The sequence below is a fragment of the Caballeronia terrestris genome, from assembly GCF_001544515.1.
In the GTDB taxonomy this organism is placed as follows: Bacteria; Pseudomonadota; Gammaproteobacteria; order Burkholderiales; family Burkholderiaceae; genus Caballeronia; species Caballeronia terrestris.
In genome coordinates this window covers 208783-222187 of sequence record NZ_FCOL02000007.1, presented here as the reverse complement: position 1 = coordinate 222187, position 13405 = coordinate 208783, and the positions used below count along the sequence as shown (strand labels likewise).

At 65.4% G+C, this 13405-nt stretch carries 15 protein-coding genes; 11 read left to right on the top strand and 4 right to left on the bottom strand.

Going from position 1 to position 13405, the window contains the following annotated elements; all coding sequences use genetic code 11:
- The 9 genes from AWB67_RS09210 to ruvA all read left to right on the top strand — a co-directional run.
- Positions 1-312 (top strand): NAD(P)(+) transhydrogenase (Re/Si-specific) subunit beta (locus AWB67_RS09210; RefSeq protein WP_143328401.1); only part of this gene is annotated, 312 nt, incomplete at its 5' end.
- 144 nt (positions 313-456) lie between these two features.
- Complete coding sequence (locus AWB67_RS09205; protein ID WP_087655919.1) at positions 457-1770, top strand: THUMP domain-containing class I SAM-dependent RNA methyltransferase; 1314 nt, start codon at positions 457-459, stop codon at positions 1768-1770.
- A 44-nt stretch (positions 1771-1814) separates the two neighbouring features.
- Entirely contained in the window at positions 1815-3194 is a 1380-nt protein-coding gene (locus AWB67_RS09200) for an aminopeptidase P N-terminal domain-containing protein (protein WP_087655918.1), read from the top strand.
- 7 nt (positions 3195-3201) lie between these two features.
- Complete coding sequence (locus tag AWB67_RS09195) at positions 3202-4368, top strand: UbiH/UbiF/VisC/COQ6 family ubiquinone biosynthesis hydroxylase (protein WP_087655917.1); 1167 nt, start codon at positions 3202-3204, stop codon at positions 4366-4368.
- A gap of 263 nt (positions 4369-4631) precedes the next feature.
- Positions 4632-5720, top strand: coding sequence for a tRNA dihydrouridine synthase DusB (dusB, locus tag AWB67_RS09190; protein ID WP_087655939.1), 1089 nt, complete (start codon positions 4632-4634; stop codon positions 5718-5720).
- On the top strand, positions 5717-5950 hold the full coding sequence (locus tag AWB67_RS09185) for a Fis family transcriptional regulator (RefSeq protein ID WP_040052966.1): 234 nt from the start codon (positions 5717-5719) through the stop codon (positions 5948-5950). The genes dusB and AWB67_RS09185 overlap by 4 nt, the downstream gene beginning before the upstream one ends.
- A gap of 59 nt (positions 5951-6009) precedes the next feature.
- Positions 6010-7575: a bifunctional phosphoribosylaminoimidazolecarboxamide formyltransferase/IMP cyclohydrolase gene (gene purH, locus AWB67_RS09180; RefSeq protein WP_087655916.1), complete on the top strand. Its 1566-nt coding sequence runs from the start codon at positions 6010-6012 to the stop codon at positions 7573-7575.
- 107 nt (positions 7576-7682) lie between these two features.
- Positions 7683-8225, top strand: coding sequence for a crossover junction endodeoxyribonuclease RuvC (gene ruvC / locus AWB67_RS09175; RefSeq protein WP_087655915.1), 543 nt, complete (start codon positions 7683-7685; stop codon positions 8223-8225).
- 41 nt (positions 8226-8266) lie between these two features.
- Positions 8267-8848 carry a Holliday junction branch migration protein RuvA gene (gene ruvA, locus AWB67_RS09170; RefSeq protein WP_087655914.1) on the top strand — a complete coding sequence of 194 codons (582 nt, stop codon included), beginning with the start codon at positions 8267-8269 and terminating at the stop codon, positions 8846-8848.
- 65 nt (positions 8849-8913) lie between these two features.
- Here the strand turns inward: ruvA and AWB67_RS09165 are convergent, their stop codons facing one another.
- Genes AWB67_RS09165 through AWB67_RS09155 form a run of 3 tightly spaced genes read right to left on the bottom strand, consistent with a single transcriptional unit; the run spans position 8914 to position 10918 of the window.
- A complete protein-coding gene (locus AWB67_RS09165) occupies positions 8914-9153 on the bottom strand; it encodes a thioredoxin family protein (protein ID WP_087655913.1) in 240 nt (79 codons plus the stop codon).
- Positions 9154-9209: 56 nt separating this feature from the next.
- On the bottom strand, positions 9210-10106 hold the full coding sequence (locus AWB67_RS09160) for a dihydrodipicolinate synthase family protein (protein ID WP_087655938.1): 897 nt from the start codon (positions 10104-10106) through the stop codon (positions 9210-9212).
- Between the two features lie 29 nt (positions 10107-10135).
- Positions 10136-10918, bottom strand: coding sequence for an aldolase (locus tag AWB67_RS09155; RefSeq protein WP_087655912.1), 783 nt, complete (start codon positions 10916-10918; stop codon positions 10136-10138).
- 129 nt (positions 10919-11047) lie between these two features.
- Here AWB67_RS09155 and AWB67_RS09150 point away from each other — a divergent pair, with 129 nt between their 5' ends.
- Together AWB67_RS09150 and ruvB are read left to right on the top strand one after the other, a co-directional pair.
- The gene (locus tag AWB67_RS09150; RefSeq protein ID WP_087655911.1) at positions 11048-11617 is read left to right on the top strand and encodes a helix-turn-helix domain-containing protein; all 570 of its coding nucleotides are present in this window, start codon (positions 11048-11050) and stop codon (positions 11615-11617) included.
- A 47-nt stretch (positions 11618-11664) separates the two neighbouring features.
- Positions 11665-12726: a Holliday junction branch migration DNA helicase RuvB gene (gene ruvB, locus AWB67_RS09145; protein WP_087655910.1), complete on the top strand. Its 1062-nt coding sequence runs from the start codon at positions 11665-11667 to the stop codon at positions 12724-12726.
- Position 12727: 1 nt separating this feature from the next.
- Here ruvB and AWB67_RS09140 read toward each other — a convergent pair whose 3' ends face one another.
- The gene (locus AWB67_RS09140) at positions 12728-13387 is read right to left on the bottom strand and encodes a histidine phosphatase family protein (RefSeq protein WP_087655937.1); all 660 of its coding nucleotides are present in this window, start codon (positions 13385-13387) and stop codon (positions 12728-12730) included.
- Positions 13388-13405 lie beyond the last annotated feature (18 nt).

Here is a 13405-nt window from a genome sequence, read left to right as displayed (position 1 = left end):
GAAGCGGAAGTGCCGTATGAGCTGGTCCACGAGATGGAGGACATCAACAGCGAGTTCGGCCAGACCGACGTGGTGCTGGTGCTCGGCGCCAACGACGTGGTGAACCCGGCGGCGAAAACCGATCCGACATCGCCGATCGCGGGAATGCCGATTCTCGAAGCGTATAAGGCGCGGACGATCATCGTGAACAAGCGGTCAATGGCGGCGGGGTATGCCGGGCTCGACAATGAATTGTTCTATATGGACAAGACGATGATGGTTTTCGGGGATGCGAAGAAGGTGGTGGAGGATATGATGAAGGCGGTGGATTAACCGTCTTCTCGCGCCATCGTACTGACGCCGAGGCCCCGCAATTGAGTCTGCGGGGCCTCGGCGTTTCTGCATCCGGCCACGACCTCGATAATCGCCCCCGCGTACAATGTCACCTCCCAAGACATCAACGACGCACCTCCCGCCATGCCCCCTGCCCTGTTCGACTGGTTTGTCCCCTGCCCGCGCGGCCTCGAAGTGCCACTCGCGGCCGAGCTTGCCGAAATCGGGCAGCGCCATCTCGGCGGCGCATCCTTCAAAGCCGGCGCGCAAGTCCCCGGCGGCGTGCATTTCAAAGGCGGCTGGGCGGCCGGCATGGCGGCGAACCTGCATTCGCGCATCGCGAGCCGCGTGCTCCTGAAGTTCGCCCACGGCCCGTATCGCAGCGAAAACGACATCTACGAACTCGCCTACCAGCAGCAATGGGAGCAGTGGTTCACGCCGAACCAGACGATGCGCGTCGACATCACCGCGATCAAATCGCCGCTGCGCAGCCTCGAATTCGCGACGCTGCGCGTGAAGGACGCTGTCTGCGACCGTCTGCGCGAACTGAGCGGCTCGCGTCCGAGCATCGATACGCAGCAGCCCGACGTGCGCGTCTTCGCGTTCCTCACGATCAACGAATGCACGCTCTATCTGGACACCTCCGGCGATCCGCTCTTCAAGCGCGGCTGGCGGCTCGACAAGGGCGCGGCGCCCCTGCGTGAAAATCTCGCGGCAGGCATCCTGCGCCTGACCGGCTGGACGCCCGGCACGCCGCTCTACGATCCGATGTGCGGCAGCGGCACGTTCCTCGCCGAAGCCGCGCAAGTGGCGCTGAACATCGCGCCGGGTGTCGAGCGCCGGTTCGGCTTCGAGAAGCTGAAGCAATACGACGTCAACGCGTGGCAGAAGCTGAAAGTCGCCGCCGTCGATGCGAAGCGCGCCGCGCGCACGTCGCGCGCCGATCTGCAGATCTTCGGCAGCGACATCTCCGGTGACATGCTCGACAAGGCGCGCGCCAATCTCGACCGCGCGGGCCTGCCGGATTTGTCGCTGAAACAGGTCGACGCTCGCAACATGACGCCGCCCAGCGATGCGCCCGGCATCCTCGTGGCCAACCCGCCGTATGGCGAGCGGATCGAAGTGCGCGGACGCGGCCCGCGCGGCGAAATCCGCGACACGGGACGCGGCCGCCGAGATCGCGACGAGGACGACGAAGCCTTCACCCGCGCGCAGCCCGATCCCGCCGATACCGAGTTCTTCATCTCGTTCGGCAATGCGCTCAAGCAGCGCTTTCCCGGCTGGCGCGCCTACGTGCTCACGTCCGACCGCAAGCTGCCGGGCCTCATGCGCTTGCGCGAATCGACGAAAACGCCGCTTTTCAACGGCGCGCTCGAATGCCGTCTGTTCCGCTTCGACCTGATCGCGGGCAGCGTGCGTAATCGTCCGGCGAGCCAGGACGCGCCTCGCGAAGAGTGACGCGGCGGCGCCCGCCACTCATACGCGGGCGCTACAATCTGTGGATGAACTCACAGACCGAATCCGCCATCGACGTCTACCGCGCCCGCCGCGAACGCGTGCTCGCGGCGCTCAAACTTGCGGGCGGCGGCGTCGCCATCGTGCCGACCGCGCCGGAAGTCATGCGCAACCGCGACACCGATTATCCGTATCGCCACGACAGCTACTTCTATTACCTGACGGGCTTCGCCGAACCCGAAGCGACGCTCGTGCTCGACGCGAGCGCCGAGGAAGGCGAACCGTCGTCGATCCTCTTCTGCCGCGAGAAAAACGCCGAGCGCGAGACGTGGGAAGGCTTCCGCTTCGGCCCGGAAGGCGCGCGCGACGCGTTCAGTTTCGACGCCGCCTTCGCCATCGATTCGATCGATGAACACATGCCGCGCTTCATCGCGGATTCGCCTGCGCTGCACTATGCGCTCGGCACGTCGGCGGAACTCGACGCGAAGGTGCGCGGCTGGCTGTCCGCTGTGCGCGCGCAAAGCCGCAGCGGTATCGAAGCGCCGTCGAAAGCGCAGAACCTGCTGCCGCTCCTCGACGAAATGCGTTTGGTCAAGGACGCCCACGAGATCGCGATCATGCGCCGCGCCGGATCGATTTCGGCCGTTGCGCATCGCCGCGCGATGCAGGCGTGCCGTCCCGGCCTGCATGAATACGAGCTCGAAGCCGAACTGCTATACACCTTCCGCCGCCACGGCGCGCAGGCGCCGGCCTACGGCTCGATCGTCGCGACGGGCGCGAACGCCTGCGTGCTGCACTACCCCGCGGGCAACGCGATCATCCAGGAACACGACCTGATCCTGATCGACGCCGCGTGCGAGCTCGACGGCTACGCCTCCGACATCACCCGCACCTTCCCCGCGAGCGGCCGCTTCACGCCCGCGCAGCGTGAGTTGTACGACATCGTGCTGGCCGCACAATCGGCGGCCGTCGATGCGACCCGCGCCGGCGTCAGCTTCGACGCACCGCATCAGGCAGCGTTGCGCGTGCTGTCGCAAGGGCTGCTGGACACCGGCATCGTCGATAAGAACAAATTCGCCACCGCCGACGACGTGATCGCCCAGCGCGCCTATTCGCGTTTCTACATGCATCGGACGGGCCACTGGATCGGCATGGACGTGCACGACGCGGGCGATTACCGCGACCACGAAGGCCCGCTCGACGACCAGGGCGCGCGTCCGTGGCGCACGCTCAAGCCGGGCATGGCGCTGACGATCGAGCCGGGCCTCTACGTGCGCCCCGCCGACGACGTCCCCGAGCGCTTCTGGAACACCGGCATCCGCATCGAGGACGACGCCATCGTCACGGCCACCGGCTGCGAGCTGATCACGCGCGAAGTGCCCGTCGATGCCAGCGAAATCGAAGCGTTGATGCGCGCGTCGAGGTAAATCCACCATGACCGAAGCCATTCCCTTCGACTTCGATATCGCGATCGTCGGCGCGGGGCCGGTCGGGCTCGCGCTCGCCGGCTGGCTCGCGCGGCGCAGCGCGACTTCGCGGCTCGCAGTCGCCTTGATCGACGCGCGCACGCCCGAGGCGGCATCGGCCGATCCGCGTTCGCTTGCGCTCTCGCACGGCAGCCGCGTGATGCTGGAGCCGCTCGGCTTTCCCGCAGACGCCACGCCGATCCGTCGCATCCACGTCTCGCAGCGCGGACATTTCGGGCGCACGCTGATCGAGCACGACGAGCACGAACTGCCCGCGCTCGGCTACGTCGCGCGTTACGGGTCGCTCGTGAGCGCGCTGGCGAAGGCCGTGCGCGAGAGCGGCGTTCACTGGCTCACCGAAACGCACGCCCTCCCGCCGATGCAGGACCACGACGGCGTCACGCTGCCGGTGCAGTCCGCGAGCGGCGAGCGCACGATCCGCGCGCGCGTGCTGGTGAATGCGGAAGGCGGCCTGTACGAGGATTCGCGCGAACACGCACGCGATTACGGGCAGACGGCGATCGTCGGGACGGTGAGCGTTGCGGCGCCGCAGGCGAACGTCGCGTGGGAGCGCTTCACGCGCGACGGCCCGATCGCGCTGCTGCCGTGCGGCGGCGCGCGTCACGCCGATTATTCGCTCGTCTGGTGCTGCACGCCGGACGAAGCCGCGCGCCGCGCTGAGCTTCCCGACGACGCGTTCCTCGCCGAACTCGGCGCCGCGTTCGGCGAGCGCATGGGCCGCTTCACGCAGATCAAGGGCCGCGCCACGTTTCCGCTCGGGCTGAACGCGCTGCACGCGCTCGTCGACCGGCGCACGGTCGCCATCGGCAACGCGGCGCAGACGCTGCATCCGGTCGCGGGCCAGGGCCTGAACCTCGGCCTGCGCGACGCCCACGCACTCTGCGACACACTCTCCATCGACGGCGCGACGCCGCTCGCGCTCGCGCACTTTGCTCAGCGCCGCGCGCTCGACCGGCGCCTGACGATCGGCGCCACTGATACGCTCGCGCGCGTCTTCACCGTCGATTTCCCGCCGCTCGCCGCGCTGCGCGGGCTGGCGCTGACGGCGCTGGAATTCCTGCCGCCAGTGAAGACGGCGCTCGCCCGGCAGATGATGTTCGGGCAGCGGCGCTGACCAACAATACTGAGCGGAGGCCAACTGCTGAAATGCCTCCGCAGGCACCGGCAGGCGCGATCAACGACGCTCGAAGCCGTCGCCGGTGTGCACCGCCCATGCCAGCCAGCCCGACTTATCCTCCGCTCCCTCCCCGACTTTCATAGAAGATTTAAAGACTTGCACGCGATTGCACTTAAATTCAGCAACGCGTTCGGGCTAAAATAGCTGTTTTCCTAACGCATTATTGTGTCCGCCGTGTCATGCGGACGCCGCCCGCCTTCATGCCCAGCATCGGTTCACACGTTCTTCGCAACAATCTTTTCGTCGCGCCGATGGCGGGCGTCACCGACCGCCCGTTCCGGCAGTTGTGCAAGCGCATGGGCGCCGGATACGCGGTGTCGGAGATGGTCGCGTCGAACGCGCAGCTCTGGAAGAGCGAGAAGACGATGCGCCGCGCGAATCACGCCGGTGAAGTCGAGCCGATCTCCGTGCAGATCGCCGGCGCCGATCCGCAGATGCTGGCCGAAGCCGCGCGTCACAACGTCGCGAATGGCGCGCAGATCATCGACATCAACATGGGTTGTCCCGCGAAAAAGGTCTGCAACGTCGCGGCGGGTTCCGCGCTGCTGCAGAACGAGGCGCTCGTCGCGCGGATCGTCGAGGCGGTGGTGCAGGCAGTCGGCGTCGGGCCGGATGCCGTGCCCGTCACGCTGAAAATCCGCACCGGCTGGAATCGCGAGAACAAGAACGCGCTGAACATCGCGCGGATCGCCGAGAACGCGGGCATCGCGATGCTCACCGTCCACGGCCGCACCCGCGCCGACCTCTACAAAGGCGACGCGGAATACGAAACCATCGCGGCGGTGAAGGCGTCGGTGAAAATTCCCGTGGTCGCGAACGGCGACATCGCCACGCCGGAAAAAGCGCGCGATGTGCTCGCCGCCACCGGCGCCGACGCCATCATGATCGGCCGCGCGGCGCAGGGCCGGCCGTGGCTCTTTCGCGAGATCGAGCACTTCCTTTTGACCGGCGAGCGCATGCTGCCGCCGCGCATCGACGAGATCCAGCAGGTGATGAACGAGCACCTCGAAGACCACTACGCCTTCTACGGGGAATTCACGGGCGTACGCACTGCGCGCAAGCACATCGGCTGGTACACTCGCGGCCTTTCTGGCGCCAATGCGTTCAGGCATCGCATGAACACGCTGGATACCACACGAGAACAATTGCTCGCCGTCAACGAATTCTTCGACGCTCAAAAAGCGTTGTCCGACCGTCTCGTCTACGTCGACGAAGCGCTCGGGCCGGAAGAAGCCGGGGATGAAGAATCGTGCGACGGGCAGAACACCACAGACCGAATTGCCGCATGAGCAGACATAACATCGAACAATGCGTCCGCCAGAGCCTGGACAACTATTTTCAGGACCTGGACGGCTCCAACCCGCACGACGTCTACGACATGGTGATTTCGTGCGTCGAAAAACCGTTGCTCGAGGTGGTCCTCGAGCAGGCGGGCGGCAACCAGTCGCTCGCGGCTGAATATCTCGGCATCAACCGCAATACGCTGCGCAAGAAGCTGCAACAGCACGGACTGATTTGATCCGCAGGGCCACGGCTCAAGGCCCGTTCCGCATCCCTACTTCGGTTTCAGCCTTCATCATGATCAAGCAAGCGCTCATTTCCGTTTCCGACAAGTCCGGCATCGTCGATTTTGCGAAATCGCTGTCGGACCTCGGCGTCAAGCTCCTGTCGACCGGCGGCACGGCGAAACTGCTCGCCGACTCGGGTCTGCCCGTCACCGAAGTCGCCGATTACACCGGCTTCCCGGAAATGCTCGATGGCCGCGTGAAGACGCTGCATCCGAAAGTGCACGGCGGCATCCTCGCGCGCCGCGACCTGCCGGAACACATGGCCGCGCTGGAGGCGTACGACATTCCGACGATCGACCTGCTCGTCGTGAACCTGTATCCGTTCGTGCAGACGGTGGCGAAGGAAGAGTGCTCGCTGGAAGACGCGATCGAGAACATCGACATCGGCGGTCCGACGATGCTGCGCTCGGCGGCGAAGAATCATCGCGACGTGACGGTCGTCGTCGACCCGGCGGATTACAAGACCGTCCTCGACGAAATGCGCGCGAACGGCAACGCGGTCGGCTATGCGACGAATTTCAAGCTCGCGACGAAGGTCTTCGCGCACACCGCGCAGTACGACGGCGCGATCACGAACTACCTGACGAGCCTTACCGACGAACTGCGCCACGCCGACCGCAACACGTATCCGTCGACGTTCAACCTTGCGTTCGAGAAGGTGCAGGACCTGCGCTACGGCGAGAATCCGCATCAAAGCGCGGCGTTCTACCGGGACCTGAGCACGCCCGCCGGCGCCCTCGCGAACTACAAGCAATTGCAGGGCAAGGAACTGTCGTACAACAACATCGCCGACTCCGACGCCGCGTGGGAATGCGTTAAAACCTTCGATACGCCCGCCTGCGTCATCATCAAGCACGCGAATCCGTGCGGCGTGGCGATCGGCGCGAATCCGCACGACGCTTATTCGAAGGCTTTCCAGACCGACCCGACGTCGGCGTTCGGCGGAATCATCGCGTTCAATCGTGAAGTCGACGAAGCGGCGGCGCAGGCGGTCGCGAAGCAGTTCGTCGAAGTGCTGATCGCGCCGTCGTTCAGCGAGGCCGCGAAGCAGGTGTTCACCGCGAAGCAGAACGTGCGCTTGCTGCAAATTGCACTCGGCGATGGGCACAACGCGTTCGACCTGAAACGCGTCGGCGGCGGGCTGCTCGTGCAGTCGCTCGACTCGAAGAACGTGCAGCCGCATGAACTGCGCGTCGTGACGAAGCGCCATCCGACGCCCAAGGAAATGGACGACCTGATGTTCGCGTGGCGCGTGGCGAAGTTCGTGAAGTCGAATGCAATCGTGTTCTGCGGCGGCGGCATGACGCTCGGCGTCGGCGCGGGGCAAATGAGCCGCGTCGATTCCGCGCGCATCGCGAGCATCAAGGCACAGAACGCGGGGCTCACGCTGACGGGCTCGGCGGTGGCATCGGATGCGTTCTTCCCGTTTCGCGACGGCCTCGACGTCGTCGTGAACGCGGGCGCGACCTGCGTGATCCAGCCGGGCGGCTCGATGCGCGACGACGAAGTCGTCGCCGCCGCGGACGAGCACAATGTCGCGATGATCCTCACCGGCACGCGCCACTTCCGGCACTGAGTGTCCCGCACGCCGGCCGTCCTCGCGCGCGCCGGCGTTGCCGCAATCGCGCGCGGCGCCGACAATAGGGCCTGTCCATTTCCCACCGAGGCCACTTCTCCGATCCCATGCGAATCCTCGGCATAGACCCGGGCCTGCGCGTCACCGGTTTCGGCGTCATCGACAAGACCGGCCACACGCTGACCTACGTGACGAGCGGCGTCATCAAGACCGCCGATGCCGACCTGCCGTCGCGCCTGAACACGATCTTCGAAGGCATCTCGACGCTGGTCGCGCAGCACGCGCCCGATCAGTCGGCGATCGAAAAGGTGTTCGTCAACGTGAATCCGCAATCGACGCTGCTTCTCGGCCAGGCGCGCGGCGCCGCGATCTGCGGGCTCGTAGCGAGCGGCGTGCCGGTCGCCGAATACACGGCGTTGCAGTTGAAGCAGGCGGTCGTCGGCTACGGGCGCGCCACCAAGGAACAAATGCAGCAGATGGTCGTGCGCCTGCTCAACCTCACGGGCGTGCCCAGCACCGACGCCGCCGACGCCCTCGGCATGGCGATCTGCCATGCGCACGGCGGCGGCGCGCTGGCGACGCTCGGCGGCATCGCGCCGTCGCTCGCGAAGAAAGGCCTGCGCGTGCGGCGCGGGCGCCTCATCGGTTAAGTCGGTTAAATCGCGGTTAATCCACTCTTTCAAAGCTCACCATGATCGGTCGCATCGCCGGCGTTCTGCTGGAAAAAAATCCGCCGCATCTGCTCGTCGACTGCGGCGGCGTCGGGTACGAAATCGCCGTGCCGATGAGCACGTTCTACAACCTGCCGCATAACGGCGAGAAGGTCGTGCTGCTCACGCAACTGATCGTGCGCGAGGACGCGCATCTGCTCTACGGCTTCGGCACGCCGCAGGAACGCACGACGTTTCGCGAACTGCTCAAGATCAGCGGGATCGGCGCGCGGATGGCGCTCGCGGTGCTGTCCGGCATGAGCGTGCAGGAACTCGCGCAGGCCGTGACGATGCAGGACGCCGCGCGCCTCACGCGCACGCCGGGCATCGGCAAGAAGACGGCCGAGCGGCTCTTGCTCGAACTGAAGGGGAAACTCGGCGCGGATCTCGGCGCCGTGGCGGGCGCGGTAGCTGTCTCGGATCACGCAAGTGACATTCTGAACGCGCTGCTCGCCCTCGGTTATTCGGAGAAGGAAGCGCTCGCGGCGGTCAAGAACGTGCCGGCGGGGACGGGGGTTTCCGAGGGGATCAAGCTGGCGTTGAAGGCGTTGTCGAAAAGCTAGAGCACGTTTCGAGCGAAACGTGCCGGCGCCCGCGCGGACCTTCGTTCGCGCGGGCGTTGTAGCTTTTAGGCGTCGAGATCGCTCAGTTTCGCGCCGAAGTTGATGTGAAACGGCGCGCCGTCGAGCACCAGCGCAGGCACGGACACCACGCCGGCGCGCTTCGCGTCGCCGAGGCGATCCGGTTGAGTACCGAGATGCACGACTTCGACGTCGAACTGGTTCGGGTCGAGTGCCGTGACGAATTGCTGTTCAGCGGACACGCAGACCGGGCATCCCGCATGATAGAAGACTGCTTTCGATTTCATGATCGTTCCTTTTTTATCGATGGACTCACTGAGTCCTGAAATGTGCGAGGCCGTGTTCAGCGGGCCAGCGCGTGGTCGAGGAGCCGCGCCAGTTCGACGCGCGACTCCATGGATGCCGCCACGAGAGGCAGGCGCGGTGCGCCTGCGTCGAAGCCGCGTAAAGAGAGTCCCGCCTTGACCGTCGTCGGCAGGCCGCCCCTCAAGATGAATTGCAGCACCGGCAACTGCTGGTAAAACACGCGCCGCGCCGTATCGAAATCGCCGGCTTGCGCCGCCCGGTAGAGCTCCAGCACCTGCGCGGGAATCAGGTTTGCGGCGGCCGTGCACCAGCCCGTCGCGCCCGCGGCGAACGCCTCCAGCGCCAGCGGATTGCAGCCGTTGTAGAACCGGATGCGGTGTTCCGAAAGCTGCGCGATGCGATGCATGCGCTGGATGTCGCCGGTGCTTTCCTTCACCATGGTGACGTTGTCGATCGCGTTCACCACGCGCACGATGAATTCCGGCGACATGTCCACGCCGCTCGTCGCGGGATTGTTGTAGAGCATGATCGGCGCGTCGGTCGCGCGTGCGACCGCGCTGACGTGCTCGAAAATCTCCGCCTCGCTCAGTTTCCAGTACGACACCGGGAGCAACATCACGGCATCGCTGCCGCGCTGCGTCGCGAAACGCGCGCGCTGCACGGCGCCCGCGGTCGTCAGATCGGACACGCCGACGATCACCGGCACGCGTCTGTTCGCCTGCTCGATCGAAATCGCCGCGACGCGTTGCCACTCGGCCTCCGTCAGATACGCGCTCTCGCCCGTGCTGCCGAGCGGCGCGATCGCGTGCGCGCCGTCGTCGATCAGGCGGTCGATCAGGCGCCGCAGCGCGGTTTCGTCGACGGAACCGTCGGCGGCGAAGGGCGTCACGGGGTACGCGATGATGCCGTGGAATTTTGGAAGGCTTTCGGTCATGGTCGGGTTCTTCGTGGTGGTGAGAAGGTTCACGCGAGGCAGTCCGCGTGCGTGCGGAGCGCCCGGCGCGCGTAATACGCGAACGCGGCGGCGTGGCGCTTGCCGGTCGTGATCCACTTACGCGCCTCGATCGCGAGTTCCGGCGGCATCGGCTTGATGTCGCCCGCGCTCATCGCGAGCAGTTGCAGGCGCGCGGCGCGCTCGATGAGCATTGCGAGCACGCACGCCTCCTCGATCGTCCGGCCGGTGACGACGTGCCCGTGGTGTGCAAGCAGCACCGCACGCTTGTCGCCGAGGGCGCGCGTGATCATCTCGCCCTCCTCGTTGCCGACGGGAATGCCCGGCCACTTCGGCAGGAACGCGCAGTCGTCGTAGAGCGGACAGGTGTCCATGTGCGAGACGACGAGCGGCGTCTCCAGCATCGACAGCGCGGCGACGTGCGCCGGATGCGTGTGAACGATGCAGTTGACGTCGCTGCGATGCCGGTAGATCCACGTATGAAAGCGGTTCGCGGGATTCGCCATGCCGGCGCCCTCGATCACGTTCAGGTCCTCGTCGACTTCGAGCAGATTGCGTTCACTGATCTCGTCGAAACCGAGTCCGAGCCGCTGCGTGTAGTAGCGCCCGGGCGTGCCGGTGCGGCACGTGATCTGCCCGGCAAGGCCGGAATCGTGGCCGCCGTCGAACAGGATGCGACACGTCAGCGCGAGTTTTTGCCGATCACTCCACGCGTTCTCGGCGATTGCGTGCTGCATCTGCCGATGTGCGAGCTCGACGAGTTCGGATTTCGCTGCTTCAAGACTATTTGCCATCTATGACTCCGTGCCAGAATTGCGGCTTCACTTCACCGCGCGTTTGATCGATAGGACACAGAGTAAACTACATGACACGTTGTGTCATTACCAATAAATGATTTCTATGCGATTCCATCGGGAAGTCCTATGAGCGTCCGATTGAAGATGTTGCGCAAGCAAAGCGGCATGACGCTCGACACGCTCGGCCAGCTCACCGGCCTGACGAAGAGCTATCTGTCGAAGGTGGAGCGCGGCTTGAGCACGCCGTCGATTTCGGTCGCGCTCAAGCTTGCGGAGGCGTTGCGGGTGGACGTCGAGAGCCTGTTCGCAGGCCGCGCCGCGCGCGAACCGGTGACGATCGTGCGCAAGACCGAACGCATCGCGCTGACGGGCGACGCCGAGGGCGGCGAGCCACGCGTGCAGATGATCGGAGGCGGCCCGGACGAACGCGCGCTGCTGCCGTTCGTGCTGCGCCCGCCCGCCGATTTCGCGGCATCGACGTTCAAGGAGCATGCGGGTGACGAGTTCCTGTTCGTGCATCGCGGCGCGATCGAAGTGGAAGTCGGCGGGAAGACGATCGCCCTGAAGACCGGCGACGCCATGCATTTCAACGCCGCCCTGCCGCACCGCATCCGCTCGCTCGGCGCGGTGCAGGCGGAAGTGCTGGTGGTCGTCGCGGGCAATGGGGACGGCGCGCACACGCCCGACGAAAGCTAGCCGCCGCGTGGCGAAAACCGCGCAATTACGCCTGTACAATCGAAAACATGATCGAAACCGACAAACTCGCCGCCGAACGCATCATTTCGGCCACGCCCGTCTCACCGAACGAAGAAGTGTTCGAGCGCGCACTGCGCCCGCGTCAATTGGACGAATACGTCGGCCAGGAGAAGGTGCGCGGCCAGCTCGAAATCTTCATCGAGGCGGCGAAGCGTCGCTCCGAAGCGCTCGACCACGTCCTGCTGTTCGGCCCGCCGGGGCTCGGCAAGACGACGCTCGCGCACATCATCGCGCGCGAAATGGGCGTGAATCTGCGGCAGACCTCGGGTCCGGTTTTAGAGCGCGCGGGCGATCTCGCCGCGCTCCTCACGAATCTCGAAGCCAACGACGTGCTGTTCATCGACGAGATTCACCGGCTTTCACCGGTCGTCGAGGAAATTTTGTACCCGGCGCTGGAGGATTATCAGATCGACATCATGATCGGCGAGGGGCCGGCCGCGCGTAGCGTCAAGCTCGATCTGCAACCGTTCACGCTCGTCGGCGCCACGACGCGCGCGGGCATGCTGACGAATCCGCTGCGTGATCGCTTCGGGATCGTGTCACGACTGGAGTTTTATAACGCGAGCGAATTGGCGCGGATCGTGACGCGGTCGGCGTCGCTATTGAAGGCGGAGATTGTGCCGGAAGGCGCGCTGGAGATTGCGAAGCGGGCGCGCGGCACACCGCGGATCGCGAACCGGTTGCTGCGCCGCGTACGCGATTTCGCCGAGGTTAAGGCCGACGGCAATATCACGGCCGCCGTCGCAGATGCCGCGCTGAAAATGCTCGACGTCGATCCGGTCGGCTTCGATTTGATGGACCGCAAGCTGCTCGAAGCGATCCTGCACAAGTTCGACGGTGGTCCGGTCGGCGTGGACAACCTGGCGGCGGCGATTGGTGAAGAGCGCGACACGATCGAAGACGTGCTCGAGCCGTATCTGATCCAGCAGGGTTATTTGCAGCGCACGCCGCGCGGGCGTGTCGCCACGTTGCTGACGTATCGCCACTTCGGCTTGGCCGCACCTGACGCGGGCCCGATCCGCGATCTGTGGGACGCGAACGGGCGCTAAATCAGGCGGTTTTGCGCAGTTCGTCGTCGCTGCTACCCGCCGACAAATGCGCAATATCTCCCCAAGCGACGACCTTCGCCGCGCCGTTCTCAAACTCCACGACATTCACGCTGCCATTGAGCAGCGGCCACTTGCGCGGGTCCTTTAGCGGAATCTGCATCGCGAACCGGTAGATGCAATCGAGCACGCCGCCGTGCGCCACCAGCGCGATGCGCCCGCCCGGATGCGCCGCCACGATCGGCTCGACCGCATGAAGCACGCGATGATAGAACACGCGCTGCGACTCGCCGCCCGGCGGCGCGAAGCCCGGATCGCGCGTCTGCCATTCGACGTATTCCTCGGGAAACTTGTTGTTGATTTCGTCGCTGTCGTGGCCCTGGAATGCGCCGTACCAACGCTCGCGCAAGCCTTCGCTCAGTTGCAGCGGAAGGCCGAGGGCATCAGCGAAAGGCCGCGCCGTCTGTTGCGCGCGCTGCAAATCGCTCGAATAGACCGCGTCGAGCCGCCCGCCCGCCTCCGCTTCGCGCTCGAAATGCGCCGCCAGTTGCGCGGCCTGCGTGAGACCCGTCGCGTTGAGCGGAATATCGATGTGGCCCTGAATGCGCTTGATGCGGTTCCAGTCGGTTTCGCCGTGGCGGATGAAGAGAATTTGCGTGGTCATTTGCGCGTTGTCTTGAAT

Coding starts and splice junctions, on each gene's coding strand:
- AWB67_RS09150 (WP_087655911.1), top strand. CDS start 11,048: ATGAGCGTCCGATTGAAGATGTTGCGCAAGCAAAGCGGCATGACGCTC.
- AWB67_RS09140 (WP_087655937.1), bottom strand. CDS start 13,387: ATGACCACGCAAATTCTCTTCATCCGCCACGGCGAAACCGACTGGAAC.
- AWB67_RS09185 (WP_040052966.1), top strand. CDS start 5,717: ATGAGCAGACATAACATCGAACAATGCGTCCGCCAGAGCCTGGACAAC.
- AWB67_RS09195 (WP_087655917.1), top strand. CDS start 3,202: ATGACCGAAGCCATTCCCTTCGACTTCGATATCGCGATCGTCGGCGCG.
- ruvB (WP_087655910.1), top strand. CDS start 11,665: ATGATCGAAACCGACAAACTCGCCGCCGAACGCATCATTTCGGCCACG.
- purH (WP_087655916.1), top strand. CDS start 6,010: ATGATCAAGCAAGCGCTCATTTCCGTTTCCGACAAGTCCGGCATCGTC.
- AWB67_RS09160 (WP_087655938.1), bottom strand. CDS start 10,106: ATGACCGAAAGCCTTCCAAAATTCCACGGCATCATCGCGTACCCCGTG.
- AWB67_RS09165 (WP_087655913.1), bottom strand. CDS start 9,153: ATGAAATCGAAAGCAGTCTTCTATCATGCGGGATGCCCGGTCTGCGTG.
- dusB (WP_087655939.1), top strand. CDS start 4,632: ATGCCCAGCATCGGTTCACACGTTCTTCGCAACAATCTTTTCGTCGCG.
- ruvA (WP_087655914.1), top strand. CDS start 8,267: ATGATCGGTCGCATCGCCGGCGTTCTGCTGGAAAAAAATCCGCCGCAT.
- AWB67_RS09205 (WP_087655919.1), top strand. CDS start 457: ATGCCCCCTGCCCTGTTCGACTGGTTTGTCCCCTGCCCGCGCGGCCTC.
- AWB67_RS09155 (WP_087655912.1), bottom strand. CDS start 10,918: ATGGCAAATAGTCTTGAAGCAGCGAAATCCGAACTCGTCGAGCTCGCA.
- ruvC (WP_087655915.1), top strand. CDS start 7,683: ATGCGAATCCTCGGCATAGACCCGGGCCTGCGCGTCACCGGTTTCGGC.
- AWB67_RS09200 (WP_087655918.1), top strand. CDS start 1,815: ATGAACTCACAGACCGAATCCGCCATCGACGTCTACCGCGCCCGCCGC.